Origin of the sequence: Desulfatibacillum alkenivorans DSM 16219 (assembly GCF_900142135.1) — a bacterium.
Taxonomy (GTDB): Bacteria; Desulfobacterota; Desulfobacteria; order Desulfobacterales; family Desulfatibacillaceae; genus Desulfatibacillum; species Desulfatibacillum alkenivorans.
In genome coordinates this window covers 157,954-183,962 of record NZ_FQZU01000006.1, presented here as the reverse complement: position 1 = coordinate 183,962, position 26,009 = coordinate 157,954, and the positions used below count along the sequence as shown (strand labels likewise).

The 26,009-nt window shown below is 56.3% G+C and carries 20 protein-coding genes; 13 read left to right on the top strand and 7 right to left on the bottom strand.

Annotated features, from left to right (window positions below; all coding sequences use genetic code 11):
* The first annotated feature begins 14 nt into the window (after window positions 1–14).
* Both BUE18_RS07615 and BUE18_RS07610 read left to right on the top strand, forming a co-directional pair.
* Window positions 15–1,007: an adenosine kinase gene (locus BUE18_RS07615; RefSeq protein ID WP_073474528.1), complete on the top strand. Its 993-nt coding sequence runs from the start codon at window positions 15–17 to the stop codon at window positions 1,005–1,007.
* A 106-nt stretch (window positions 1,008–1,113) separates the two neighbouring features.
* The gene (locus tag BUE18_RS07610; protein ID WP_073474527.1) at window positions 1,114–1,815 is read left to right on the top strand and encodes a tetratricopeptide repeat protein; all 702 of its coding nucleotides are present in this window, start codon (window positions 1,114–1,116) and stop codon (window positions 1,813–1,815) included.
* A gap of 419 nt (window positions 1,816–2,234) precedes the next feature.
* On the opposite strand, the gene BUE18_RS07605 is transcribed toward BUE18_RS07610, so the two are convergent.
* The 6 genes from BUE18_RS07605 to purN form a co-directional block, all read right to left on the bottom strand.
* Window positions 2,235–3,620: a sigma-54-dependent transcriptional regulator gene (locus BUE18_RS07605; RefSeq protein WP_342039439.1), complete on the bottom strand. Its 1,386-nt coding sequence runs from the start codon at window positions 3,618–3,620 to the stop codon at window positions 2,235–2,237.
* Entirely contained in the window at window positions 3,595–5,079 is a 1,485-nt protein-coding gene (locus tag BUE18_RS07600) for a sensor histidine kinase (RefSeq protein WP_083610843.1), read from the bottom strand. The genes BUE18_RS07605 and BUE18_RS07600 overlap by 26 nt, the downstream gene beginning before the upstream one ends.
* A 53-nt stretch (window positions 5,080–5,132) precedes the next feature.
* Complete coding sequence (locus BUE18_RS07595; RefSeq protein ID WP_073474523.1) at window positions 5,133–6,644, bottom strand: sigma 54-interacting transcriptional regulator; 1,512 nt, start codon at window positions 6,642–6,644, stop codon at window positions 5,133–5,135.
* Window positions 6,645–7,763: 1,119 nt separating this feature from the next.
* Window positions 7,764–9,113, bottom strand: a complete 1,350-nt coding sequence (locus tag BUE18_RS07585) for an SPOR domain-containing protein (RefSeq protein ID WP_073474519.1) — start codon at window positions 9,111–9,113, stop codon at window positions 7,764–7,766.
* A 247-nt stretch (window positions 9,114–9,360) separates the two neighbouring features.
* Window positions 9,361–11,013: a phosphoglucomutase (alpha-D-glucose-1,6-bisphosphate-dependent) gene (gene pgm / locus BUE18_RS07575; protein WP_073474516.1), complete on the bottom strand. Its 1,653-nt coding sequence runs from the start codon at window positions 11,011–11,013 to the stop codon at window positions 9,361–9,363.
* 559 nt (window positions 11,014–11,572) lie between these two features.
* Window positions 11,573–12,328 (bottom strand): phosphoribosylglycinamide formyltransferase, encoded by a 756-nt coding sequence (gene purN, locus BUE18_RS07570; RefSeq protein ID WP_073474514.1) that lies wholly within the window; start codon window positions 12,326–12,328, stop codon window positions 11,573–11,575.
* A gap of 333 nt (window positions 12,329–12,661) precedes the next feature.
* Between purN and BUE18_RS07565 the strand changes: the two genes are divergently transcribed.
* The 10 genes from BUE18_RS07565 (at window position 12,662) to BUE18_RS07515 (ending at window position 23,916) form a co-directional block, all read left to right on the top strand.
* Entirely contained in the window at window positions 12,662–13,987 is a 1,326-nt protein-coding gene (locus BUE18_RS07565; protein WP_073474512.1) for a GMC family oxidoreductase N-terminal domain-containing protein, read from the top strand.
* 523 nt (window positions 13,988–14,510) lie between these two features.
* Entirely contained in the window at window positions 14,511–15,947 is a 1,437-nt protein-coding gene (locus BUE18_RS07560) for a coniferyl aldehyde dehydrogenase (protein WP_073474510.1), read from the top strand.
* Window positions 15,948–16,126: 179 nt separating this feature from the next.
* On the top strand, window positions 16,127–16,762 hold the full coding sequence (locus BUE18_RS07555; protein WP_073474508.1) for a LysE family translocator: 636 nt from the start codon (window positions 16,127–16,129) through the stop codon (window positions 16,760–16,762).
* 30 nt (window positions 16,763–16,792) lie between these two features.
* Entirely contained in the window at window positions 16,793–17,665 is an 873-nt protein-coding gene (locus BUE18_RS07550; RefSeq protein WP_073474507.1) for a glycosyltransferase family 2 protein, read from the top strand.
* 853 nt (window positions 17,666–18,518) lie between these two features.
* Complete coding sequence (locus BUE18_RS07540; RefSeq protein WP_073474503.1) at window positions 18,519–18,884, top strand: hypothetical protein; 366 nt, start codon at window positions 18,519–18,521, stop codon at window positions 18,882–18,884.
* A complete protein-coding gene (locus BUE18_RS07535) occupies window positions 18,881–19,849 on the top strand; it encodes an alpha/beta fold hydrolase (RefSeq protein WP_073474502.1) in 969 nt (322 codons plus the stop codon). The genes BUE18_RS07540 and BUE18_RS07535 overlap by 4 nt, the downstream gene beginning before the upstream one ends.
* A gap of 47 nt (window positions 19,850–19,896) precedes the next feature.
* Window positions 19,897–20,760 (top strand): hypothetical protein, encoded by an 864-nt coding sequence (locus BUE18_RS07530; RefSeq protein WP_073474500.1) that lies wholly within the window; start codon window positions 19,897–19,899, stop codon window positions 20,758–20,760.
* Window positions 20,761–20,872: 112 nt separating this feature from the next.
* Entirely contained in the window at window positions 20,873–21,526 is a 654-nt protein-coding gene (locus BUE18_RS07525) for a TetR family transcriptional regulator (RefSeq protein ID WP_073474498.1), read from the top strand.
* Between the two features lie 54 nt (window positions 21,527–21,580).
* Window positions 21,581–22,645, top strand: a complete 1,065-nt coding sequence (locus BUE18_RS07520; RefSeq protein ID WP_073474497.1) for a hypothetical protein — start codon at window positions 21,581–21,583, stop codon at window positions 22,643–22,645.
* Window positions 22,646–23,187: 542 nt separating this feature from the next.
* On the top strand, window positions 23,188–23,916 hold the full coding sequence (locus BUE18_RS07515) for a hypothetical protein (protein WP_073474495.1): 729 nt from the start codon (window positions 23,188–23,190) through the stop codon (window positions 23,914–23,916).
* A 542-nt stretch (window positions 23,917–24,458) separates the two neighbouring features.
* On the opposite strand, the gene BUE18_RS07510 is transcribed toward BUE18_RS07515, so the two are convergent.
* A complete protein-coding gene (locus BUE18_RS07510; RefSeq protein WP_073474494.1) occupies window positions 24,459–24,911 on the bottom strand; it encodes an Hsp20/alpha crystallin family protein in 453 nt (150 codons plus the stop codon).
* Window positions 24,912–25,150: 239 nt separating this feature from the next.
* On the opposite strand from BUE18_RS07510, the gene BUE18_RS07505 reads away from it, so the two are divergent.
* Window positions 25,151–25,921, top strand: a complete 771-nt coding sequence (locus tag BUE18_RS07505; protein ID WP_073474492.1) for an SDR family NAD(P)-dependent oxidoreductase — start codon at window positions 25,151–25,153, stop codon at window positions 25,919–25,921.
* The last annotated feature ends 88 nt before the right edge of the window (window positions 25,922–26,009 follow it).

The following is a 26,009-nucleotide window of genomic DNA, read 5'->3' as shown; positions in this document are numbered from 1 at the left end:
GAGGATTTAACCATATGGAATTCAATAAGAAACAAGGCGCCGGCGTCGTTGTCGGCGTGGGCTCGGCCCTCATGGATATTTTGGGGCACGAGGATCATTCCTTTGTTGAGAAGGCCGGCGGCGTTCTGGGCGGCATGGTTTACGTGGACGGCTCGCACATAGACGGCCTGCTGCCTTCTTTTGCAACGCCGCCCCAACTGGTTCCCGGAGGCTCGGCCTGCAACACCGTGGTGGGCGTGGCCAGCCTGGGAGGCGCAGGACGCTTCGTAGGCAAGACGGGCAGCGGCCCTTTGGGCAGCCAGCTCATTAATGAACTGAAAAACAAGAACGTCCACCCCTCCATCATCCTTTCGGATCAGCCTACGGGGCGGGTTTTGTCCATCGTCACCCCGGACGCCCAGCGCTCCATGCTCACCTATTTGGGCGCATCCAGCAGCCTGGAGCCCCACGAGGTCGGTGAGGACGTGTTCGAGGACGCCTCCGTGGTTCTGGTGGAAGGCTACCTGTTATTCAACCGCGACCTCATCACGGCGGCCCTGTCCAATGCGAAAAAGGCCGGCGCCAGGGTCTGCCTGGATCTGGCCGCCTTCACCGTGGTGGAGCACGCCCGGGACTTTCTGGAAGACCTGGTGGACAAATACGTTGACATTCTCATTGCAAACGAGGATGAAGCCAAAGCCTACACAGGCCTGGAAGACGAGGAAGCCGCCCTGAAAAAGCTGGGCGAGAAATCCGAAATCGGCGTCCTGAAAGTGGGCGAGCGGGGCAGCTATATCCTGAACCAGGGGGAAATGACCAGGGTGGAGCCCCAATGCGGCGGCCGGGTGTGCGACACCACCGGCGCCGGCGATTTGTGGGCCTCGGGCTTCCTGTACGGCCTGGTGAACGGATACTCCATGGAAAAGGCCGGCCGGATTGGATCGGCTTGCGGCCATGAGGTGTGCCAGGTGCTGGGAGCGGGCATACCGGAAGAGGGATGGCGCCGGATCAAGGCGCTCTTTGATTAGCGATTATACAGGGGCCAACTGGGCTACTGGCCTGACCAGCAGACCATCGGGCCAATAAACCGTTTAAGATCCCATTAACCTATTTCTCACAACGCGGACGGAAAGAATGGCAAACGCAAAACGCATCTCACGCAAGGAACTGTTGAACGAGCCCGATGAATTCATCACCATGACCGGGAAGGTGGTCAATTGGTGCCGGGACCATGAAAAGGAACTGTACACAGCGGGCGTTATTGTGGCGCTGCTTGTCGTCATCATTTCGGGCTGGACCGTGTTTTCCGCCCGGACCGAAAGCAAGGCGTCCACCATGTTTTCCGCCGCCCAGGCTAAATACGCCGGCATCATGACCACCAGTTCGGACGCCAAGCAAGCGGCTGTAGCCGTCAACGAGGATTTCAAGAACGTGGCCCAGGAATACTCCGGGACGGACGCCGGCAAGCTGGCCACGCTCATGGTGGGCCAGACCGCCTATGACGCAGGCGACTACGACGAAGCCATTGAATGGTGGAACAAGAGCCTGAAAGCCCTTTCCGGAGATCCCATTGAAAGCAGCAGGGCGCTTTTGGGGCTCGGCTACGCTTATGAACAAAAGGCGGACTACGACAAGGCCCTGGAAATGTACAACAAGGTTTTGGCCGTCAAAATGGGATTGGGCAAGGAAGAAGCCGCCCTGGCCGTGGCCCGCATTTACGAAGTCAAGGGCGACGCCGGCAAGAGCGTTCAGGCCTACGAGAAATTTGCAGCCGACTATCCGGGCTCCGCTTACGCCCAGATGGTCAAGGAAAAGCTGGCCGCCTCCGCAAGCTGATATTTTCGGCCCCACAATTATAAAGGCCGACCGCATTTTATGCGGTCGGCCTTTATAAAGAGGAAAAAGGAGGAAAACGGATGTTTTTTTCCGTTTGACCTGAGTAATTGCAAGCACCTTGCCAAATAGAATTTTTTCTTACTCTTTCCTCCCTACACAAACGCAACTATCTTAAATTAAACCAAAAAATTATTTAAAATTTTTCAATCCCCTAGTAAAGCCTCTGTTGAATCGCCCTTGCAAAAGCCCTTTTTCAGGCCCCTGCGTTCGCATTTATGAACCCGAAATCGGCCGAAAACAGTAACGTTTTGATTTTATAAGATAATCCTCAAAAACAGCCGGGTTCAAAATTTTGAACCAAAAATTCAAGGGCTCTTCCAGCTTGAATAAAACACTAGATTTATAAGGTATTTTGGAATTCAACTTTTTAAACCAAAGTCCAGGCCGAACTTTTTGATCTTCTGATTCAGGCCGCTTTTCCCGATTCCCAGAATCTGGGCGGCGTGGGACTGCACGTTGTCCGACATGAGCATGGCCCGTTTGATCATGGCCTGTTCCACCATGGACAGGGTTTCGTACAGGGTGGCGTCCGCGGGGATGCCTTCCATGTGCAGGGTGTTGGACACGCTGCGGGTCAGCTCCCTGGGCAGGTCGTTCACGGAAATGGCGTCGGAATTGCACAGGATGATGGCCCGCTCGATGACGTTTTCCAGTTCGCGCACGTTGCCGGGCCAAGCGTATTCCTGGAACAGCCTGTGTACGTCCGGGAGCACCCTTCTTACCCTGGATTCGCCGCCGGGGCCTGCGGCGTATTTTTGCAAGAAGTGGTCCACCAGGAGGGGGATGTCTTTTTGGCGTTCCCTCAAGGGCGGAAGCTGGATGGGCAGGACGTTGAGGCGATAGAACAGGTCTTCGCGGAAGGCGCTTTTTTCCACTTCCTTTTTCAGGTCCCGGTTGGTTGCGGCGATAAGGCGGATGTCCACCTCGATGGGTTTGACCCCGCCCACCCTTTCAAAGGTTTTTTCCTGGAGAACGCGCAGGAGCTTAACCTGAAGCGCGGAGGAGATTTCGCCGATTTCGTCCAGAAACAGGGTGCCGCCGTCCGCCAGTTCAAAACGGCCTTTTTTCATGGCCGCCGCGCCGGTGAAGGCGCCTTTTTCATGGCCGAAGAGTTCGCTTTCCAGGATGGATTCCGCCAGGGCGGCGCAGTTGACCGCCACCCAGGGCGCGTCTTTGCGATGGGAGTTGAAATGGATGGACTTGGCCACCATTTCCTTGCCTGTGCCGGACTCTCCCTGGATGAGGACGGTGGCGTTGGTGGGCGCCACTTTGACGATGGTGTCGAAGATATTGATCATGGCCGGGCTTTTTCCGATGATGTTTCCAAAGGAGTATCTGTCGCCCAGTTGATTCTTAAGCAGGCGGTTTTCCTGGACCACCCGGTACATGGCCAGAGCCTGTTTGACGAAGAGGATAAGCTGCTCGTTCTGAAAAGGCTTCCAGATGTAGGAATAGGCGCCTTTCTCCATGGCGGCCATGCCCATATCCACGGTGCCGTAGGCGGTCATCATGAGGACCGGCAGGTCCGGGTCCCGGGTCTTGATGCGCTCCATGAGCTCCATGCCGTCCATGCCCGGCATTTTCATGTCGGTGAGGACCAGGTCCACGTCCGAGCCTTCCAGGATGTGGATAGCCTCCAAGCCGCTGTTGGCCGTCAGGGTTTCGTATCCTTCGTCGCCTAAAACGGCGGCCAGAAGCGGGGGGTAGTTTTTTTCGTCGTCAACTATCAGAATCGTTTCCATCATGTGTTCCTATGGGGAGTTCCACCCGGACGCAGGCGCCCTTGTCTTCGGAGTTTTCTATGGCCACGCTTCCACCATGAGCCTCAATAATATTCCGTACCACACACAAGCCCAATCCGGTACCTCTTTCCTTGGTGGTGAAAAAGGGATTCCAGATTTTTTTCATGGCCTCGTCCGTCACCCCTTTGCCCTCATCCGTAAAGCTGACGGAGAGCTTTTCCCCTTGGATCCGGGTTTTGACGTGCACGGTTCCGCCTGCCGGCATGGCCTGCATGGCGTTGATCAGGATATTCAAAAAGGACTGATACAACAGATTGGGATCGGCCCAGACCATGGGCAGGCCGGAAGGCGCCTCTTGCTCCACGCGGTATCCGTCCTGATTGAGCCTTGGGGCCAGGAAAGCCAGGTTTTTTCCAAGCACGCCCGCCACGCTGCATTCCTGAAACCGGGGCTCGGTGGGGCGGGCGAAGTTGAGAAAATCCGTGATGATGTCGTTTAATCGCGTGGATTCTTCAATAATGACTTCCAGCAATTGCCTGTTGGGGCCGTCATAGCGTTTGCCCAGGAGTTCGGCCGAGCTTCGAATGATTCCCAGGGGGTTCCGGATTTCATGGGACACGCCCGCAGCCATTTCGCCCAGGGAGGCCAGGCGTTCGGCGCGGCTCAATTGCTCTTCGAGCTTAAGGCGCTCCTCGGCTCTTTGCAGCAGGAAATCCTCGCCGCGTCCCACGTAAAAACGGAGCACCAAAAACAGCAGGAGCATGACGGTGGCCGACACGCCCACCACCATGAGCTGGAAGTTGAAGATGGTTCTGTAGTCGTTGGAGAGGTCGATTCCGATCTCAAACACGCCGTAAATTTTGATCATTTCCTCCGTTTCAGGATGCCTGATGCAAAACGGAGAATAGGTTTTTAAAATGGTGCTTTCGGGCCTTCCCAGCCAAATGCCCCAGCCGGAACCGGTTTGGAGGAGCTTGGAGCTGGAAACGTCCTTCAGGGCCATGTTGTATTCCCGGCCCAGGGTGACCTTTTTTCCGATCAGGTCCGGGTCGAAGCTGTACAGAACCTGATTTTCCTCGTTATAAATATTGACCACGTCCACGTTAAAGCCGTGGAGGGTGTGGCGCACCACGCTGTCCAGGAGGTCGAACTCAGGCTCGTTGTACAGGTTGATCCTGCCGAATTGTTTGACCGTGGGATAGACGTACTGCCAAAACACCTGATGGTTGAGGTTGTTGGCGATGAGTGCGGCGTATTCCTGGTTTTTCTGCATGAGCACGGTCCGGGCGTTCTGGGTCAGGACCATGGACAGGATAAGGGTGGCCAGAAAAATCACGGCCAGGCTCAGGGAGGTGAAGTTTTGCACCAGCCTGACGGGCTTGACCGTCAGGCTGGCGGCGGAGCGCCCTTGGAGCCGGGAATGCTGATCTGAATGGTTGCTGTTCCCGTTTTTGGAACTCATGAAAAAATCCTGCTGCGGGGATGAATTCCCGCGGCTTGAAAAAGGATTGCCGGCTAGCGGAAGTCCTTGTAATTGATCTGATATTTGTGGGCCTTGTACCCGATTTTCCGGGGGGTGGACTTGAGAATCTCAGCGGCCTTGCCCGTATTGCCCCGGGTGCTTTTCAGCGCATCGACAATCATTTCCCGCTCCAAGGCCTCCACGGCTTCGTCCAGGCCGCGGCCCGGCCAGGTGTCCGACTCTTCCGCCGTCTGCAGGGAGGGCGGCAAATGGAAGGCGTGAATGACGCCGGAGTCGCACAGAACCACGGCCCGTTCGATGCAGTTTTCCAACTCGCGCACGTTGCCGGGCCAGTGGTATTGCATGAGCATGTCTATGGCCGGGCTGGAAAGCCGGCGGATTTCCTTGCTGTTTTCCTTGGAGTACTTTTCCACAAAATACTCGGCCAAAAGCAGGATGTCGGTCTTGCGCTGGCGCAAGGGCGGCATGTAAATGGGAAAAACGTTCAGGCGGTAGTACAAATCCTCCCGAAAACTGCCGTCCTCCACTGCGCGCTCCAGGTTCCGGTTGGTGGCGGCTATGACGCGAACGTCCGCCTTGAGGGTCTTGATGCCGCCCACCCGTTCGAATTCCTTTTCCTGCAAAACCCGCAAAAGGTTGGCCTGGACGTCCAGGTTGATGGAACCGATTTCATCCAGGAATATGGTGCCCTTGCTGGCCAGCTCGAACTTGCCGGGCTTTTGCCGGATAGCGCCCGTAAACGCGCCTTTTTCGTGACCGAAAAGCTCGCTCTCGATCAGGTTGGAAGGCAGGGCCGCACAATTCACCTTGACGAAGGGCTTGTCCGCCCGTGGGCTGTTATAGTGGATGGCGGTGGCAGCCAGCTCCTTGCCTGTGCCGGACTCGCCGCGAATCAGCACGGTTGCGTTGCTCTTGCAAACCTGGGAGATCATCTGAAAGACCTCCCGCATTTTGTTGCTGTTGCCCACCAGGTTGGTGATGCTGTACCGCTGCCCCAATTCCTGGCGCAGGCGGCGGCTTTCCTCCTTATGGGCTTCCTTTTCCCATTGGAGGGTCTCCAGGCTGGCCACCCTCTGGGCCACCATGGCCGCAATAATGGTCAGCACCTGGAGCGCGTTGTCCAGGTTGTACTCCGGGTCATAGGGCCTGTCCACCCACAAACACCCCACCACCTGCTTGCCCTTGGTGATGGGCACGCAAATAAAGGAGTATTCCACGTCGTCCGTTTTTCGATGCCCGGTCTTGTCCAAAAACAAGGGCTCCTGACTGGTTTTCGGGACAATGGTGGGCTTGCCGCTTTGAATCACCCGGCCCGTGATGCCTTCGCCGGGTTTGTATCTTCCCTTTTGGATGGCGCCGGCGGACATGCCGTGGGCCGCCTCGATGCGGATTTCATGCTGCACCGGGTTCATTATGGTGATTGCTCCGCGATCCATTTTCATGGACGTGGAGAGAAGTTCCAGGGCTTTGTACAAGGAGGGCCGAAGATCGGATTCGGACAGGGCTATTGCTATATCGTGCAGGCAGGACAGTTCCTGATTCATGATTACCTTTAAAAATACGTTATGGTTGGGTTTCTCCGGAATATTTCCGGCGGTTCAGAAAAAAAGCGCCGGGGCCTTTCGGCTCCGGCTTTTCCACAAAATTGCCGACTGGTTGGAATTTATCGTACAATTTTGTATTTTTCAAGGATTTTTTCGTTTTTTAGGATAAAGTCCAAATTTTGACAGATTCTTTCCATATTGTCGATAATATAAAGGAGATATAAGCAGGCGATGGCTTTGGTCTGGCGGTGTAGCGCAGGCCCCTGTGCCTGCAAGGACGCGCAACGCGCGTTCCAAAAGGCGCCCACAGGGGGGCGCGGCTACATTGTGTTGATAGCGGCAAAGGACTTCCTGAAGTTTGGTCATTGATGGAAATATATAGATTTCAGATACTTCCATATGCGTTCCCACGCGAAGCATGGGAACGAGGCTCCAACCGGAGGCTGCCGCCCGCCGGCCTTTCCTCAATTTCGAAAACCTTTCCCGGCCGCGCCTTTTGGCCTCCGGCCCCAGGCATTGCATGCCTGGGCCGCCCTTTCCTAAGATAAGCCTCGGTTCGCGGCAGCCATTTAGCGATGGGGCCTTTCACGGCCGCACTTATCGGCCTTTCGGCCCCCGGCGTTGCCTGCCGCAACTGGCCGGTAATATCGAAGGAGATATAAGCAGGCGATGGCTTTGGTCTGGCGGTGTAGCGCAGGCCCCTGTGCCTGCAAGGACGCGCAACGCGCGTTCCAAAAGGCGCCCACAGGGGGGCGCGGCTACATTGTGTTGATAGCGGTAAAGGACTTCCTGAAGTTTGGTCATTGATGGAAATATATAGATTTCAGATGCTTCCATATGCGTTCCCACGCGAAGCATGGGAACGAGGCTCCAACCGGAGGCTGCCGCCCGCCGGCCTTTCCTCAATTTCGAAAACCTTTCCCGGCCGCGCCTTTTGGCCTCCGGCCCCAGGCATTGCATGCCTGGGCCGCCCTTTCCAAAGATAAGCCTCAATTCGCGGCAGCCATTTAGCGATGGGGCCTTTCCCGGCCGCGCCTTGTGTTGTTAAATCACATAAAAAAAGGGGTTGGAAAGCGCTTTCCAACCCCCTTGATGATTTTTACGGATGATGTGAACGAACTAGCGTTTCACCACCTGAACGGGAAAGCCGTTGTTTTCGATTTCCTTGCTCATTTGGTCGGCCTCATTGGCGGTGGCGTAGGCGCCGATGGCCAGACGCGTTGCGCTGCCAGAGCTTCCGTTCAAACGATAAGCCAGATACCCCTGTTCCTGAAGCGCCTTTTCCATGTTTTTCAGGGCCTGCTCATTGGAGTAATCCCCCACGGAAATGGTCCAGGCTTTTTTTCTGACCAGGGAGTAAGTGAAGTTTCTGGCTTTAAGGCTTGCAGCAGCGTCCATGCTGACGTTTTTGGAAGGATAGAAGCCTACGAAAACCCTGTACCAGGTTCCTTTTTCAGGAATGTCGGCGCGGCAGGTGTAGGCGACGTCGCCTTTTTGCCTGAGATCTAAGGCTACTGTATTGGCTTTGTCCCTGTCCCGGTATGCGCTCACCTGAATCACATAGGGATAATTCTGAGCCGCATAGTAGCTTCCCTGGCCCACGGGAGCGGGTGTAACAGCCGGTTTGGGCGCCGGAGTCGGTTTGGGCGCCGGAGCCGGTTTGGGAGCGGGGGCAGGCGCAGGTTTGGGCGCAGGGGCCGGTTTGGGCGCAGGAGCAGGAGCGGGTTTGGGCGCTTCTGCGTAGGTTGCTTCGATTTCCTCTTCCGCCAGGGTTGAATCGATCAGGGGGCGGTTTTCCTTATACCTCGCCAACTGAGCCTGGGCGCTTTCCAGTTCATAGACCATATTGTCGCGGCGAAGCCAGTTGATGGCCTCTTCCTGGGCGGTCACGGCCTTGTTGAAGTCGCCGTTTTCGGCGTAAGCCGCAGCAAGCAGCATCAGGGTGTCAGGATCGTTTCTCAGTTCCTGGGCTTTCAAGGCCCACATGACGGCCTGTTCTCCGTCCCGGAATTTTTCCACGGGGCACAGGGCGTAGATGCGCGCCAATTGGTAATAGGGGTCCGGCAGGTCCGGTGCGTAAGTCAGGGCGTTGATATAATCGGCCTTGGCGTTTTCAAACCGGCCGATTTTGTTCCACAGGTAGCCGCGGGAGGTGTATGCGCGGGAATAGTCCGGTTTTTTATCGATAGCCTGGGAGAAGTCCTCCAGAGCCTGTTGGGTCTGTCCCAGCCTGAACCACGCCATGCCTCTGTTGTAGTAGACTTTATACTGGGAGGAATCCATGGATAGGGATTCCGTCCAATAATCAATAGCTTGGGCGTATTGTTTGGAGTCGTAGGCCAAGAGTCCTTTTTCCAGAAGAAGGTCAACCCGGCTCTGGTCCGCAGCCCAGGTTGTCAAGGGCGTCATGCCAACCACGAGAAAGGCAATTGCCATAACAATATATCGGATGGCTGATGATTTCTTCATGTTATCCCCCGAACCTTTATGGAATGTGATTGATTGCAACAGATCGAAAAAGCGCTTTACGGTTTGAAAGTATACGAAAACAGGCCGGCAAAGTCAATGTTATTGGCGGAATTTTGTAGATTTTCCGGCTGTTGTGTGATTCAAATCACATTTTTCGACTTAAAAGACGTGAAGCGGCCCCTGCTTCTTTTGTATAAAAAAGCCAAGAAGCACTTAAGGAACGCCTTCCTCAAAACCTGGCGGCGCCCTAAACGCCCGCCGCCTTGAACGCCTTGGCGACCATGGCCTGGGCTTCCTCCCGGATCCTTTTCAGATGGTTTTCGCCCTTAAAACTCTCCATGTATATTTTGTATATATCCTCGGTTCCCGAAGGCCTGGCCGCAAACCAGCCGTTTTTTGCGACGACCTTCAGCCCGCCGATGGCCGCGCCGTTGCCGGGGGCGTTGGTGAGTTTGGCCTCAATGGCCTCCCCGGCCAGTTCGCTTCCCTCCACCATGTCCGGGGTAAGGCCTTTGAGCACGTTTTTCTGCTCGGCCGAAGCAGGCGCGTCCACCCTGCTGTAAATGGGGCTTCCGAATTTGTCTTCCAGGTCCTTGTATATTTGGCCGGGATCGCTTCCGGTTTTGGCCGTGATCTCCGCCGCCAGCAGGTCCATGATAAAGCCGTCCTTATCCGTGGTCCAGACGCTTCCGTCCAGGCGGGAGAAGGAGGCGCCGGCGCTTTCCTCTCCGGCGAACCCGAAATCTCCGCTGATAAGCCCGTCCGTAAACCACTTAAAGCCCACGGGGACTTCGCAGATGGGCCTGTCCAGAGCCTGGGCGACTCTATCCAGCATGGAGCTGGAAACCAGGGTCTTGCCGATGCCGGCCGAGGCTTTCCAGCCGGGGCGGTTGGCGAAAAGATACCAGCAGGCCGCGGCCAGGTAGTGGTTGGGATTCATAAGGCCGGAGCCTTTTGTTACGATGCCGTGGCGGTCGTAGTCCGGATCATTGCCAAAGGCGATGTCAAAATCGTCTTTCAGGCCGATGAGCCCCGCCATGGCGTAAGGCGACGAACAGTCCATACGGATTTTGCCGTCTTTATCCACGGTCATAAAGCCAAAGGCCGGGTCCAGGACCGGATTGACCACCTGGATGTCCATCTTGTATTTGGAGGCGATAACCTCCCAAAAATACAGGCCGGAGCCCCCCAGGGGATCGCAGCCTATTTTCAGGCCCGCATTGGTAATCGCGTCCATGTCCAGGACGTTTTTCAAATCGTCCACGTAGGGCGCCAGGTAATCCTTTTCCATGACAAAATCCGAGGCCATGGCCTTTTTGAAGGAAATCCTTTGGATCTCCTTCAGCCCCCCTTGCATGATTTGGTTGGCGCGATCCTGGATGACCTGGGTGATTTCCGCGCCTGCAGGCCCGGCTTCCGGGGGATTGTACTTGAATCCGCCGTCGCCCGGGGGATTGTGGGACGGGGTGATGACCACGCCGTCCGCGGTTCCTCCCCGGCCCGCCAGGTTATGGACCAGGATGGCGTGGGAAATGACCGGCGTAGGCGTGTAGGTCCGGCCTTGCTGGACGACGACCTTTTGCCCGTTGGCGGCGAACACCTCCAGGGCCGTGACGAACGCGGGCTCGGACAGGGCGTGGGTGTCCATGCCCATGAACAAAGGCCCCGTAATTTTTTGGGAAGCTCTATACTCGCAAATGGCCTGGGATACGGCCAGGATATGGTCCTCGTTAAAGCTCCTGGACTTGGAGGAGCCCCGGTGCCCGGAGGTTCCGAAGGAAACCTGTTCCAAAGGGTTGTTTGGATCCGGCCTGGCCGCGTAATATTCGGTCACCAGCCTGGGGATGTTTTCCAATATGTCTCTTGGGGCCATTTTTCCGGCCAATGCATGCAAAGCCATGTCAAACCCTCCAAATTAATTATTATAAAGCGGACGCACACGGAACGGGGCGGTCTTTACGGCCGCGGGGCGGTGAGACCGCGTAAGTGCATTGCGAGGAAACCTCGCGGCTACAGGGCGGGGAGCCCCCCGCGGCTGCATGGCGCCAGGTTTTAAGGAGGCGCCTCTTTAAGCGGGCAGCCCCGGCAGAGCAGCATCCTGCCGGGTTCGCAACGCGACATCTAATGGAAAGGTTTGGATTTCAAGCAGTTCCATATGCATTCCCACGCGAAGCATGGGAACGAGATCGTAACCGAAGGCTGCCGCCCGCCGGCCTTGCCTGATTTCTGCAATCTTTCCCGGTCGCACCTACTGCGCTTCGCGCCCAGGCAAAGAACGGCCTTGCCTGGGCCGCCCCCTGATAGCCAGCTCCGGCAGAGGGCCTAACCAAAAGGTTGGAACGGCCGAGATTGCCCTTTTGCATTTCTTCTATACAAGCCTTTTGTTAGAAAAAGGATAATCCGCCCGCCTGTTTTGCGTCAATCAAGGAATGAGGCTGTTCCAAAATGTTGCGGGACAATTATCTACTGACTTCCACCACGGTGCGCCGGCCGCGCTTGGCCAGGGACAGGCGGCCGTCCGCATAAAGCCCGATGCACTCGGGGTAAAGCCGCCATTCCAGCTCCAGGCCTTTTTTTCGGATGTCCGCCTCCGTGTCTCCGGGATCGATGGTGTAGGCTTTCTGGCCGATGATGGGGCCGGAATCCTCGCCGTAATCCACAAAATGCACGGTGCAGCCGCCCACTTTGCAGCCGTAGGCAAAGGTGTCTCCGTAGCCGTCCACGCCGGGAAAGGCCGGAAGCAGGGCCGGATGAATGTTCATAATCCTGGGAAGGTCATGCCCCTTGTTGATTTTGTCTATTATATAAGGCGTAAAAATGCGCATGAAGCCGGCCAGAACCAGGACGTCGTATTCAAACTTGTCCATTTCCTTCAGCAATTGGGCCTCGGCCACGGCGCGAACCGCGCAATAAAGCTCGGCCCGCTCCAAAGCGCCTTCCCCGTAAAAAAGATGCTGCTTGGAAATCACGTCGTCCAGGTCCAGGCCCGGGGCCGCCGGGTAATCTTCCGGATTTTTCAATATCGGGCCGTATTCCATGACAAAGCTTGGAATGCCGTGCTTCGCCGCCCGGTCCAGGCCCTTGACGCCGGGGTGGTCCGATCCCACAAACGCCATCTCCGCGTTGATTTCCCCCGCCTCGCACGCGTCGATGATCGCCTGGAGATTGGTCCCTCCGCCCGAAATCAGGGCGCCTATTTTCAGTTTTTCCGCCATATTTTCTCCCGTTGCATATCATTGGATTTCGGGGGACTCGATACTTATCTCATCGATTTCACGTTATATTTAGTCAAGTATACAGAAATAAGTTCATGTCCCCGAAATCCCATATTGTCTCTCTTTCAATCGGATATCATTCCTTATAATGCACAGAATTATCAGAACCCCGGCCGGGGGTCAATCAAAGGGATTTTCCCAGGGGCGGGGCTAAAAACTTGACCGATCGATTAAAAAGCTATTGACGCAGTGCGTCGCAAAGGATATAGTCCCAAATACGCTATTCCGCCTGCGACATCCCTGTCCTTTTATACTCACCAAATGGAGATTTCCATGAAAAACGCCAACAAGCAGGAATTCGACGCAATCATCATCGGGTCCGGCCCCGGGGGGGGAACCCTGGCCAGGGAGCTTTCATTAGCCGGACAAAAGCCATTGATTCTGGAATGGGGGGGCAATGAGCCTTTGAAGGGAACCCTGCCCCAAGCCGTGGATATTTTGGGGACTCCCGGCAAGGGCATGCTTTTCACCACCGAAGGGCTGGCCATGGCCCGGGGGATTACCACGGGCGGCGGGTCGGTCGTGTATTGCGGCACGGCTTTTGAACCGGATCACGACATGTTCCGGCGCTATGGGGTGGATTTGTCCCAGATAACGGCCGATGTCCGCCAGGAACTGCCTATCCGGAAGATCGACGACGCGTATATGGCGCCCCAATCCCTGCTGATCCGGGAAAGCGCCCGGGATCTTGGGTACTCCTGGAACAACCTGGACAAGTATCTGGTTCAGGAAAACTGCGAGAAAAACTGCTACAAGTGCTATTACGGATGCCCCAACCGGGCCAAGTGGTCCTCCCGCTGGTACGTGGAGGAAGCGGTGCGCAACGGCGCCAGGCTGTTAAACCGGGCCAAAGCCGAACGGATTCTCATGGACGGAAACAAAGCCGTAGGCGTGGCCTTTAAAAAGAACGGCAAGGTGTACAAGGCCTACGCGCCGAAAATCATCGTCAGCGCCGGCGGCATCGGCACGCCCCTGCTTTTGCGGACCGCGGGCATCAAGGAAGCGGGCTACAATTTCTTTTTCGACCCCCTGTTCGTGGCTATCGGCGTGGTTCCGGGCATGGAGGGCAGAGGCGAAATGCCCATGGCCGCCGGAGTGCACATCAAGGACGAAGGCTACATGATGACCGACATGACCCTGCACCAGATGATGCACATGGCCTTCAGCGCCCAGGTGCTCAAGCTGGGCGGCGCCATCAATCACCGCAACACCCTGGGGATCATGATCAAGGCCCGGGACTCCTTGGGCGGCGAAATCACCAAACGGGGGCTTGTCAACAAACGCCTGGCCAGATCGGACAAGGCCAGCCTGAACAAAGGCTTTGAACGGGCCAAGGGCATCCTGAAAAACGCGGGCGCAACCGCCGTGTACAAAACATGGTACATCGCCGCCCATCCCGGCGGCACGGCCAAACTGGGCGAGGTGGTGGACTCCAACCTCCGGACCCAGTATGACAACCTCTACGTGTGCGACTGCTCGGTGATCCCCGAAGCCTGGGGCCTGCCGCCCACACTGGCGCTCATAGGCCTTGCCAAACGCCTGGGCGCCCATTTGGCGGGAGCCGAAGGGGTTCAGCCCGAGGAAAAAGAAGCCGCTTGATTTCGCGGCATGGGGTCAAATCCACGTTTGACGTTTGAGGTCAAGTTGCACTCAACTATGTTTTCTGTTCCCGGTCAAATTCATAACGCTGGGTCCCGGCTTACGGGGCGGTCTTGAAAAGCAGACCGCCCCTTGCCGGGATGACGGGCTGTGGAGGTGAGCGGCGGCGGCAAGGCTGGAAGATATTTACGGGGACAAGAACCGATTTCTGCAAGACTGAAAAGAATCGCCGGTGAAGGCATTTTAAATGCCGCCCAATTCCGTCAGCCGCGGCGCCCTTTTAAAAACAGGAAATAACGCATCGTACTGGCTTGATTCTTCGAGATTTCATGGTTATTGTTTTATATTCGAGGGTCATTTTTTGATGATTTTTTTGAGGCAGCGTATTTTTTTCATTGATTTATGACCCAAGGTCAATTAAATTATAGAATACTAAATGACCGTGGGTCATTATGAGGGGCGAAGCAGGACCCACAGGCCCGCCCCATTTAAATTCCAACCCAGACGCACATGAGGAGTCGTCATGACCACAGCCCGCAAACCCAATTCCAACGTCGCGGCCATGGTGGAAATTCTGGAAGCGCAAAAAGCCGCTTTCATCGCCCAGGGCCCCACCTCATACCAGGAACGCATTAAGGAACTGGAACGGATCGAAACGGCCATCGGCCAACGCGTGGACGAAATCGTGGAGGCCATGGTGCAGGATTTCGGCTCCCGCTCCCGTCACGAAATACTGATTGCGGAAATCAACACCACCTTGTCCATGGTGCATTACACCAAGAAGCATTTGAAAAAATGGATGAAGCCGCGCAAACGGAGCGTGGGCTGGCTGTATATGCCGGGCAAAGCCAGGGTGTATATGGAGCCTTTGGGAGTGGTGGGCGTTATATCACCGTGGAACTACCCCTTTTACCTGGCCATGGTTCCTACGCTGAGCGCTTTGGCGGCGGGAAACCGGGTCATGCTCAAGCCGTCGGTGTTTACGCCCCGGACCTCCCAGTGCATGAAAGACCTGTTGGGCGCTATTTTTCCGCCCGACAAGGTGAGCGTGATTTTCAGCGGGCCAGGCGTGGGTTCGGCATTTTCCCGGCTGCCCTTCGACCACATATGCTTTACCGGCTCCACCAGCGTGGGCAAGCAGGTCATGGCGGCGGCGGCGGAAAATTTGACGCCCGTGACCCTGGAATTGGGCGGCAAGTCTCCGGCCATCGTGGGCCAGGATTTTGATGTTCAGGCGGCCGCTGACAGGATCGCACACGGCAAATTCTTCAACGCCGGGCAGACCTGCATCGCCCCGGATTATGCCCTGGTACCGGAAAACAAGGTGAATCAGTTTGTGGAGGCCTTTGAAAAAGCCATCCGCACTTGCTATCCTACTTTGGAGAACAATCCGGACTTTACGTCCATCATCACCACGCGCCATTTCGACCGCCTGCATCACGCCATAAAGGATGCGGAGGAAAAAGGCGCCAAGGTGATCCGGGTGAATCCGGCCAATGAGGAGATCGATCCGGCCACGAAAAAAATCGCGCCCACTATTGTTTTGAACGGCACGGAGGACATGATCCTGCTGCAGGACGAAATTTTCGGGCCGATTTTGCCGGTTTTGCCCTACTCCACCCTGGACGAGGCCATCGCTTATGTTAACGCCCGGCCCAGGCCTTTGGCCTTGTATTATTTTTCCAACAAGGATAGATGGGTGCAAAAGGTCCTGAAAATGACCCAGGCCGGGGGTACGTGCATCAACAACACGCTTTTGCACGTGGCCCAGGACGATCTGCCCTTCGGCGGCGTGGGATTCAGCGGCATGGGCTCGTATCACGGCCCGGAAGGATTCGACACCTTTTCCAACAAACGGGGCGTGTTCTTCCAGGGCAGCCCGTGCAGCACCCGGTTGATACGGGCGCCATACAGCGCGGGTTTCGAGAAAGCCCTCAGGTTTATGATCGACAAGCTGTAAATTGCTCCATACAGCTATGATAGAAAACGCGGACGCCGGTGGGGGCCGGGGCCCGCGTTTTTTTATGCGGAACAGACGGCAAGAAAAAAGATCGCCCCTTGCCTTTGCAGGCGGCAGGCCTTATGATGTCGGCCGACAAGGCATTAGCCTGAACCATCTTTTTTTTCGGAGTTTGCATCATGTTGGAATACAGCCCGGCCCATTGGACGTCGTTTTTCGCCGCTGCTTTGATTTTGAATCTGGCCCCTGGACCGGACATCGCCTTTATTATGGGCCACACGGTCAACGGCGGCAAAAAGAACGGCCTTGCCGCCATGTTCGGCATCTGGACGGGCGCCATGGGGCATGTAGCTTTGGCGGCGCTGGGGTTGTCGGCCATTGTGGCTGCTTCGGCCACGGCCTTTTCGGTGGTCAAGTGGGCGGGCGTGGCCTACTTGCTTTGGCTGGGCCTCCAGGCCTTTCGCTCCGGCGGAGAGGCTTTGACCGCAAACAAGGAAGTGAAAAGCGGCAACCTGTGGCCGGTGTTTCGGCAGGGGGTTCTGGTGGACCTGTTCAACCCCAAGGTCGCGACTTTTTTCCTGGCTTTTCTGCCCCAGTTCGTGGTGCAGGGAGCAGGCCCCATGTGGCTGCAATTGTTCGTGCACGGCGCTCTGATCATCGTCGTAGCCGCCTTTGTGGAGCCGCCCATCATCTTTTTGGGCGATCGCCTGACCGTCAAATTGCGGGAAAGCAAAAAGGTCGGCCTGTGGCTGGAACGCTGCCTGGGCGCCATGCTCGTGGGACTCGCCTGCCGTCTGGCCTTCATCGAAAAATAAACATTTGCCTAGCCGCCGGAGGGGGCGGTCATGACATACACCATCGCCGTTTGCACGTACAATCGGAGCGACATCCTGGAGCGGTCCATCCTGGCGGCCTTGGCCCAGGAAGGCGCCCCGGACTATGAAGTGCTGGCGGTGGACAACAACTCCACGGACGACACGGCGGCCGTGCTGGCGGACCTTTCCGCCCGGCATGCCCGTCTGCGAATCGTACAGGAATCCCGCCAGGGCCTTTCCCACGCCCGGAACCGGGCCGTCAAAGAGTCCAAGGGCGATTTCATCGTCTATGTGGACGACGACGCGGTTTTGGATCCCCAATACCTGAATAATCTGGACAGCCTGCTCCATGACATCCCCAATCCGGGCGCGGCCGGCGGTCCCATCCGGGTGGAGTGCATTGAAACCCCGCCGTCCTGGTTTTCGTCAGACCTGGAAATCTGGTGCAACAAGCTGGACCATGGCCCGCAAAGGCGTTTTCTCAAATATCCTCAGATCCTGTACGGAACCAATATGGCCTTTCCCAAAAAGGTTCTGGTAAAAATCGGAGGCTTTCACACGGGTCTGGGCCGCTCGGGCAAGGGCCTTGGCGACAGCGAAGACCTGGAAATCATGCTGCGCCTGGAAAAGGCGGGATTGGCGACAGTCTACGACCCCGGCCTCTGCGTTACTCATTTTATGACCCCGGACCGCATGACCCGGGAGTATTTTTTGAATAAAGCCGCCATGCACGGCAAGTGCCGGTACGCTGCAGAAAAAAGCCACGGCAGAGCAAGGCCATTGGAGGGTCTGGCGTCCTGGGGCCTTTCCTTGGGGCGGACGATCGCCCGGCCGGGACGAGACGGTTTTTCCGAAAAGCTGATTCGCAAGTCCTCTCTCAATTATTTTCTTTCCTTGTATTAAATATAATTAATTTCAAGTGTTTATATATAAACTCCCACGCACAGCATGGGAACGGGATGTTCGTTCCAAGACAGGTTTTGGTTTGACCCAGCGCGTCGGATTTCTGCGGCCTGACGGGTCGAACGGCATGTGCTGGCGCATCCGGGCAGGATACTGCTCTGCCCGGGCTGCCCATGCTCATAGGGCGAAATTTTACCTTCTGGATTTTTAAAACAATGTCGGCGTATTGCTTGTTGAGTTTTATGGGCGCGTAAAACGCGTCCATGGCAGGCCCGGTGGCCTGCAACTACACTGACGAGCAGACATCGCCGGCATCCATGGCATGTAATACCAGGATGATGGCCAATATTGGTGCAGGGTGCGGGGCTTGCCCCGCCTGTTTTTGGGGCGGCCCAGGCAATGTCGTGTATTGCCTGGGTTGCGTTAGCAACAAAAGGTGCGGCCGGGAAGGAGGATTGAAATTAAGGATGCTGGGCGGGCGTGCGGCGATGCTCGGATTCCAGTTTTTGGCAGTTATAGATGGAACATTCGTTCGCTTGAGTTATCGGGATTCTACTGCCGAAAAAGGCCGTTCCTACTGCGCTTGCGCGCCCAGGCACGGTACTGCTGTGCCTGGGCCGCCCTTGGTTTTTACAGCCGTCTTAGGCCTTAAAACAGACATGGTTTCAAATAGTTATACAGATATTTTCTTGTAAAGCATGGGAACGAGTTTTTAACGCGCCCTGCCTTTTTAATCCTCCCATCGGAAAAAATTTTACGCACGGCGAAAAAAACGTCTTGACAGGATGCAAAGTCGTGCGTACACTTGTACGCACAGATGAGTTAAAACTTGTCCATACAGATGGAGGAACATATGAGCAAGCAATTATTAAATCATATCGAAAGCCGGGCCAGCGAACTGCTGAAAAACGCCCTTAAACCGGAAAACAACCTCCACGCGCTTGGAAGCGCCAAGGACGCCAAACGCTCCTGGAAAAGGCTTCGCCAAGCCCTGACGCCTCCCCGCCCGGAAAGAGCGGCGGGCGCCAAACGCTGCCGCCTGGGAGAGGACGGCCGGGCCGCTTCCCGCCTGGGCATCCGGCTGGAGCAGGAAATCCGCCATAGTCACGACTCTCTGGAGCCGGACTATCCGCTGCTGGCGTCATGCTACAGCCATTTCGGACATTTGCGTTTGGCCGCAAAAAATCGGAGCGCATGCGGCCGGGGAGGCGAAAGATGAACCTTTTATGGGATCGATTCGTGCGAGTGAATGGAGTGCGGATTCATTATACGGAACTGCCCGGCCCTGGAGAGGACGTGCTTTTGATTCACGGATTCGCGTCCTCGTCCTACACCTGGCAGGAGATGGCGCCCCTCCTTCATAAGCAGGGCTATAACGTGTGGGCCCTGGACCTGAAGGGTTTCGGCTACTCCGAAAAGCCCAAAAACGGCAAATACGACCCGTTCAGCCTCATGGAGGACGTGGTGGACTGGATGGACGCCGTAGGCCTGGAAAAAGCGGTGGTTACGGGCAATTCGTTGGGCGGAGGCATCGCGTCGCTCATGGCCCTGGTGTATCCGGAAAAGGTGAGCAAGCTGGTGCTGCTGAACGCCCTGGCGCCTTACGACATCCCCCACCCTCTGATCATCCGGCTTTCCCATTTTCCCCTGGCGCCGCGACTGGCCGGCCTGGTGGTGACGCGGGAAGTGGTGCGGTATTACCTCAAGCAGGTGTTTTTCAACCCCAGGTTCGTCACGCCGGAAAAGGTGCAAGCCTATTACGACCCCTTGCGCTCCCCCGGCTGCCTGTACGCCCAGACCCTGGCGGCCCGGGCCATGGATCCCAAGCCGTTCCTGCGTTTCATGGACGGCGGGTATTCGGTCAAGGCGCCGGTGCTGGTGATCTGGGGCGAGGACGACCGGTGGATTCCCCTGCATTATGGGCAGCAGCTTTTGGACCAACAAATGGGCCGCGGAACCTTTGTGGTTTTGCCCGAATGCGGGCACATGCCCCAGGAGGAAAAGCCGGAAGATACGGCCAAAGCGATTTTGGATTTTATGAAGGACGTTCCCATTGTTCAGGTGGGAGACACGCCGTACTGCCATGTGGAGCACGTTGCCGGGACCTCGGAGCCGGCGCGCCCGAGCACATTGGAAGCAGCCAAACTGGACGGCGGGTCCCTGCTTGCGGGCAACCCGGGTTAAGGGGACAAAAAAGGACTACTTGGAATCAGATAGTTGGGAGGGGGACAATGAAACAAGGACCGGATACGCCGGGGGTCGGCGAGAAGAACGCCGGGATTTTTGAAAGCGGCAAGGGCATGGGCGTCCGCTTAAAGGAGATGCAGCCCTTTTACGATTTTGTTTTAAACCGGCTTGTGGAGCGGGCGGAATTGCATAACGGGGAAGCCTTGATCCCCGAAAACGGCAGGCCTGTAGTGATTATCGTTTCCCACGGACCCGGGCTGGCCTGGGTTCCCATTTTGGCCTTGGTGAGCAAGCATTATGTGGATTCCGGGTGCGGCGATTTGATCGGCGGCATGGTTCCTCACAAGGCGGTGTTTCTCGTGCCGGGATTCAAGGAGTATTACAAACGGGTTCTGGGGACGCCCACGGAGGTGAAAACCGTGGATCACCTGACCAGGCTTTTGAAGACCGGCAGGATTCAGGTGACGGGCACGGCGCCGGAAGGCGCCAACAGCTTTCTTTCCTTTAAGGAATACGTGGGGCCGTTCAGGTCCCGGGGCATGATCGCCGCGGCCATCCGGTCCAACGCCAACCTGGTCCTGGTCGCCCATCAGGGCGCGGAGACCTGGAACCGGCGGCTGAGGCTGCCCTTGGGATTGTCCCTGCCCAATACCTTTGGGCTGCGGGGCGTCAACCTGACATTGCCGCCGTATAAAAAGCTGGACAACTACGTAGCCCTGGCTCAGCTTTACACGCCCAGTATGACGGAAAAAGACTTTAAAACCCTCAGCCCAAGAGAGTGCAGCCTCATGCTGAACGTGGAGGCCGAACGCATCCGGGCGGAAATGAACCTCATGACCGACAAGGTGAAAACGCTTTTGGCGGGCAGGCGCATGCAGCGGCTCATCGAACGCGGCGCCGGGGCTTAAAACGCGATAAATACTCTGGAAGTTCCCTTGAGAATCTGTTACAAATGGAAAATAACGGATGTCAAACCTCGCATTAGTCATACCGGTTGAAAAACCAAGCAAACAAGGACCTATGGGTTTTAAGGAAGAGCAAAAACGCCAGCGCCGGATCGTCAGCCAAAGTTTGATGGAAGGGGCTCTCCAGCTCAGTGCGGAAGAGGGTTACGCCAGCTTGAGCCTCCGGTCCGTGGCCCGTAAGGCGGGCATTGCGCCCACTTCGTTTTATCGCCATTTTCGCGACATGGACGAGTTGGGGCTGGCTTTGGTGGATCAGGCTGCAGAACTTTTGCACCCGGCTTTGGAAAAGGCCCTGGACGGCATGGACTACGCCGCGCCGGGCAAAAACGCCAAGCCGGCTCAAATCGCCGAAACCTTGCAGGGCGTTGTTTCTCCTTTTGTTGAGTGTTTTTTTGAAGTAGTCGCCGAAAACCAAAATCTGTTTCGCCTGTTTTTCCAGGAAAGAACCGGCAGTTCCCGAGCCTTGCGGGAATCGGCCGCCCAGGAGTTTGAAAAATCCGCCCAGGCCTTGTGGGAGCGGATGGACTCTTTGGGCGTGGATCTCGGCGAAGGACGGGAAACCGGTCAGGCTCTGGCCATGGCCATGTTGAACCTGGCGGCCGCCGCAGCTCAGGAAACGCTTTGCCGGGAGTCCGATGAATGGCCCGAGGCCAAAGCGCGGACGGCCCGGGAATGCGTGTTTTTGCTTCTGGGCGCCTTGATCTCCTAAGGCCGGCTGGCTGCTCCCGTATATTTTTCAACCCTATCCGGTGGAAACGGCTTCATGACAACCAAGAAAAAAAACAGTCCCAAAGCTGCATCCGGCGCCAAGCAAAGCCCGGACCTCGCCGCCCAACTGCTGGACGCCCACGTTCAGTTCGAGATGCGGCGCTTTACTCCCAAAGGCATTGAAAAGACCGTCCGGGAAGAGGTGGAGGCCGCGTTCCAGTGGCTGGAGGGAATCCGCCTGAAGGAGCTCGCCTCAGCGGATCGGGTCCTGGGGGTTATCAAAAGAAACGTGGTGGAACTGCCCGTGGCCGGCGGCCTTACCGAGTTGATCGGCGAGATGAGCCGCATGGTCATTGCCTCGAAGCACAGCGCGGAAACCACCCTGGACGAAATCATTCCCCGCAAATCCTTTGACGCCATTGTGGACAAAGCCTCCAGCCTGGACCGGGTCCGCATGGCGGCCATCAAAAGGACCGTGCGGAATCCGGCCTATTCCAGACTCATCGCCGACGCCATATACACCGTGGCCAAGGAATTCGTCTTGCAGCAAAACCTGTTCGTGCAAAAGATGCCCGGCCTCTCCTCGCTCATTAAAATGGGCCAGGGCGCCGTGCGCATGGCCGCGCCCAGCCTGGAGCCGGCCATCGACGCCCAGATCAAGGAGCGGATTGAGGCACAGGTGGAGACGGCCATCCACGACAGCGAAGAGTTCCTCATGGGATTCCTGGACGGAGACCGCATTGCCGGCATCAGCGACGGGACCTGGAATCACATAGCCGGCCTGACCCTGGAAGAGCACTACAGCAACATCGACGCGGACGACATGGAGGATTTCATTGTCATCGGCTACGAGTTCTGGATGGAATTCCGCAAGACCGAATATTTTAAAAAGACGTACACCGAACTGGTGCACTACTTTTTTGAAAAATACGGCGATAAGGAAATGGACGTGCTTCTGGAGGACGTGGGCGTAACCAGCGACATGGTTATTTTGGAAATCGTGGAGTTTCTGGCGCCCATCCTGGCCAAGGCCAAGGCCAGCGGATATCTGGAGAAGCGCATCCGCCAGCGCCTGCAGTCCTTTTATCAATCCAAGGCCGCCAAAGATTTGCTGGGATGACGGGCGGGGGCAAAAAAAGCGAAAAGCAAAGTTTTTTTGCCTTCGGCGAGTCGCTTTTTTTTTAAAAAAAAGCTCCGCAAAAAACCTTAAATGGCGCTTCGCGCAGGGGCGGAGAGGATACGAGAAAATAGGCGAATCCTCCGCTGAGGTTTCAAAAGGCAATGCAGATTCAGGGCTTGCCCTGCGTTTTGGGCTTCAAATAAAGTAACGGCCTGACTAAATGCGCTGACGCGCAAAAAGGCGGGATGCAGGCAGGACGATTTCAGAATGGATGTTGGGTTCGAAGTCCAAAAGCGGCAAGGGCTTCTTGAGGCATTGAAGCCGGACTTCTTAACCCAACCTAAGGTCTTTTTGGATAAAACGTAGGTTGGGTAGAGCTTGCGAAACCCAACAACCAGACTGAACATATGGATTCTAAGCCTTTTTGCTCAATCTTGAAGGTTTAACATAGTTTCTCATACACCCAGGCGGCGTTCAGGCCTTGCACGCCGTCTTTGGCCGGTGGGGAAGGCCGGTCAAAGACCGGACAGGGGAGTTGCGCCATGCGGCATCACAGAAGCGATTCAGAAGAAATGTCCCATAAATCCAGCGCTATAAAAGCCAAGAAAGGCGCCGCCAGGTTGTTTTTCCCCATCCTGACGATTGTGCTGATCGCCGCCCTGGGGCTAATGTGGCGGGAGTTGTCACACCTCAAGGAATGGCAGGTGCATCTGCAAAAATCCCTGCCCATCACGTTCACCGAGGACTTTCGGGTGGACGCCGCCATTGACCACGAGTTCCCCATCAATATTGACGCAGACATTCCCATCCAGTTTCCCGTGACCTCGGTGGTCAGGATTCCCATCAAGGAAACCTTTCTGATACCTTTAAACAAGACTTTCCCCGTGGTGCTGGATCAGCCCTTGCGGCTGAAGGACACGGTGAAGGTGCGCGCGGTAATCCCCATAGACACGGAGTTCGAAACCAAGGTCCTGGGCGTAACCATGACCGTGCCCGTCAAAGGCAGCGTGCCCCTGGACATTGACGTGCCCCTGGACCAGGAAATCCAAATCCCCAACGAGTTGATGGTCATGCTGCAGGAGCCTTTGCCCGTGTCCATCAATCAAACCGTGGACGCGCCCTTGGATTTTGTCATCAACGGGAATCTTCCCCTGGATGCCGTGATCAACGCTCCGGTGAAAGGGGTGCTGGATTGCGGCATTACCGTGAAAAAGCCCTTGCCCGTGGATATTGATTTGGATATCGCTCTGAAGGATTTGTTCAATCGTTAACGGGGAATCTGCGGCAGGATTTTAGTCATAACAGGCTGCTATTGTTGGGTTTCGCAAGCTCTATCCAACCTACGCCTCGATGGAGGCTGCGTGCTGAAACAAGGCGCCCACGGGGGGCGCAACTACATTGTTTTATGCGGCGTGAAAGATGGATGCGGCTGTAGCAGCAGCCCCCCGGCATTGCATGCCGGACTGGCCGGGGAGAATGCCCCGCCGCGGAATTCCTTGAATCCTTATATCTGGGCATGGGTAGCCCCGGCAGAGCAGTATCCTGCCGGGGTCGCAACGCGACATTTAGTTCAAACCCACAGGCCGTATGAAATTGGGGAACTCAAACCACCGGATACGCCTTCCAACACGAAGATGTCGTTCCCACGGTCCCCTGCATCGCATGCCGCGGCTGGGCTCTCAAACGTCAAACGTAGATTTGACCCCATTGCCTAAAAACAACAAAGGCGCTGGGTTAATCGTCCCGGCGCCTTTTGTTCAGCGATGATGCAAATGAGCGTGATGCAAAAACCTTAAAAAAATCCGGCTAAAAGTTATGCTCCTACCTTAATCTGCCTGGGTTTCTCTTCTTCCGCTTTAGGCAGCGTGATGGTCAAAATCCCGTTTTTGGTGGTGGCGGTTACGGCGGCTGCGTCCACGGATTCGGGCAGCCTCACGGCCTTGGTGAAAGCGCCGTAACGCCTTTCCCCAATGTGCAGCCTGACATCGTCCCCGTCGTTTTCGCGGCCTTTCTCGCCTTTTACGGTGAGCACGCCCTGGTCGATGGTAATGTCGATGTCCTTCTTCTCCATGCCGGGAACTTCCATTTGGATGACGTAGTCGTTTTCCCGCTCCACTGCGTCCATGGCCGGGGTCCAGGTCTCTTTCGCGCGGGCGCCGCCCAGGTTATCCAGCAGGCTCTTGCGCAGGAGAAGTTTGTCCAGTGTGTTGAAATTCGGCTGTCTCAGGTTATAGCTTCCTGAAATTAACGGCAGTAGTCCATTCATTATGTAAAACCTCCTTATTGCAGTCATATTAAGAGGTTGAAGGCCTTCCTCTTCGCAGATAAGTTAAGCACGGGAGGCGTTGCGTCAAGAGTTCGTGAGTTGTTTTTCCATTTCCTTCTTGCGTCGCAGCGCGGGTTTTGACAAGAGTACAGTGTTGCAGATGACAAAAGTAAAAGAAATGTAAAACCATTTTTAAGCGTTTCCTGAACAAGGTAAATGCTGCTACCAAGGAGGGCGTTATGGCGGTGTCTATGTTCGATCTGACAGGAAAAGTTGCACTGGTGACCGGCGGAAACGGCGGCATTGGCCTGGGAATGGCCAAGGCCATGGCTCAGGCGGGCGCGGATATTTGCGTCTGGGGCCGGAAGCCCGAAGCCAACGCCAAGGCCGAGGAAGAGCTCAAGGCCTTTGGGACCAAAGTCCTGGCCCTGCAGTGCGACGTCTCCAACGAAGAGCAGGTGAACGCCTGCTTCGCCGAAGCCGTGGATAAGCTGGGCAAGGTGGACGCCTGCTTCGCCAACGCCGGCGTCGGCGCCCGGGGAACCCCGTTCCACAAAACCACCACGGAAGAGTGGAACCAGATCATGAGCATCAACCTGGACGGCGTGTTTTACACCTTCCGGGCCGCCGCCAGGCATATGGTGGAGAGGGGCGAAGGAGGCTCTCTGGTGGCCACTTCCAGCCTTTCCGCAATTTCCGGCATGGCCAGGGGCGAGCATTACGCCTCCACCAAGGGCGCGCTTCTTTCCATGTGCAGGGGCCTTGCCGTGGAATACGGAAAATACGGAATCCGCGCCAACGCCATTATTCCGGGCTGGATCGAAACCAGCATCACGGACGGCTGGTTCGAGACCGAAGGATTCCAGAAAAAGGTTTTGCCCCGGATTCCCGCCAGAAGGTGGGGACAACCGGAGGATTTCGGGGGGATAGCCGTTTATTTCGCCTCGGACGCCAGCGCCTACCACTCCGGCGACATGGTGATCATAGACGGCGCGTACATCAATTTCTAAAGTCAAAGAGCGGCGCCGGGAGGCCCCTGGGGCCTTCCGGCTAATCCCTCTTTGGCCTTGCGCGGCCTTTGCAGCAAAAAGGGCGTTT

Bases quoted from the DNA above. Each gene is read 5' to 3' on its own strand.
- BUE18_RS07510 (WP_073474494.1), bottom strand. From the start codon at position 24,911: ATGAATGGACTACTGCCGTTAATTTCAGGAAGCTATAACCTGAGACAG.
- BUE18_RS07605 (WP_342039439.1), bottom strand. From the start codon at position 3,620: ATGATGGAAACGATTCTGATAGTTGACGACGAAAAAAACTACCCCCCG.
- purN (WP_073474514.1), bottom strand. From the start codon at position 12,328: ATGGCGGAAAAACTGAAAATAGGCGCCCTGATTTCGGGCGGAGGGACC.
- BUE18_RS07595 (WP_073474523.1), bottom strand. From the start codon at position 6,644: ATGAATCAGGAACTGTCCTGCCTGCACGATATAGCAATAGCCCTGTCC.
- BUE18_RS07550 (WP_073474507.1), top strand. From the start codon at position 16,793: ATGACATACACCATCGCCGTTTGCACGTACAATCGGAGCGACATCCTG.
- BUE18_RS07585 (WP_073474519.1), bottom strand. From the start codon at position 9,113: ATGAAGAAATCATCAGCCATCCGATATATTGTTATGGCAATTGCCTTT.
- BUE18_RS07530 (WP_073474500.1), top strand. From the start codon at position 19,897: ATGAAACAAGGACCGGATACGCCGGGGGTCGGCGAGAAGAACGCCGGG.
- BUE18_RS07540 (WP_073474503.1), top strand. From the start codon at position 18,519: ATGAGCAAGCAATTATTAAATCATATCGAAAGCCGGGCCAGCGAACTG.
- BUE18_RS07565 (WP_073474512.1), top strand. From the start codon at position 12,662: ATGAAAAACGCCAACAAGCAGGAATTCGACGCAATCATCATCGGGTCC.
- pgm (WP_073474516.1), bottom strand. From the start codon at position 11,013: ATGGCTTTGCATGCATTGGCCGGAAAAATGGCCCCAAGAGACATATTG.
- BUE18_RS07600 (WP_083610843.1), bottom strand. From the start codon at position 5,079: ATGAGTTCCAAAAACGGGAACAGCAACCATTCAGATCAGCATTCCCGG.
- BUE18_RS07615 (WP_073474528.1), top strand. From the start codon at position 15: ATGGAATTCAATAAGAAACAAGGCGCCGGCGTCGTTGTCGGCGTGGGC.
- BUE18_RS07555 (WP_073474508.1), top strand. From the start codon at position 16,127: ATGTTGGAATACAGCCCGGCCCATTGGACGTCGTTTTTCGCCGCTGCT.
- BUE18_RS07535 (WP_073474502.1), top strand. From the start codon at position 18,881: ATGAACCTTTTATGGGATCGATTCGTGCGAGTGAATGGAGTGCGGATT.
- BUE18_RS07505 (WP_073474492.1), top strand. From the start codon at position 25,151: ATGGCGGTGTCTATGTTCGATCTGACAGGAAAAGTTGCACTGGTGACC.
- BUE18_RS07520 (WP_073474497.1), top strand. From the start codon at position 21,581: ATGACAACCAAGAAAAAAAACAGTCCCAAAGCTGCATCCGGCGCCAAG.
- BUE18_RS07560 (WP_073474510.1), top strand. From the start codon at position 14,511: ATGACCACAGCCCGCAAACCCAATTCCAACGTCGCGGCCATGGTGGAA.
- BUE18_RS07525 (WP_073474498.1), top strand. From the start codon at position 20,873: ATGGGTTTTAAGGAAGAGCAAAAACGCCAGCGCCGGATCGTCAGCCAA.
- BUE18_RS07515 (WP_073474495.1), top strand. From the start codon at position 23,188: ATGCGGCATCACAGAAGCGATTCAGAAGAAATGTCCCATAAATCCAGC.
- BUE18_RS07610 (WP_073474527.1), top strand. From the start codon at position 1,114: ATGGCAAACGCAAAACGCATCTCACGCAAGGAACTGTTGAACGAGCCC.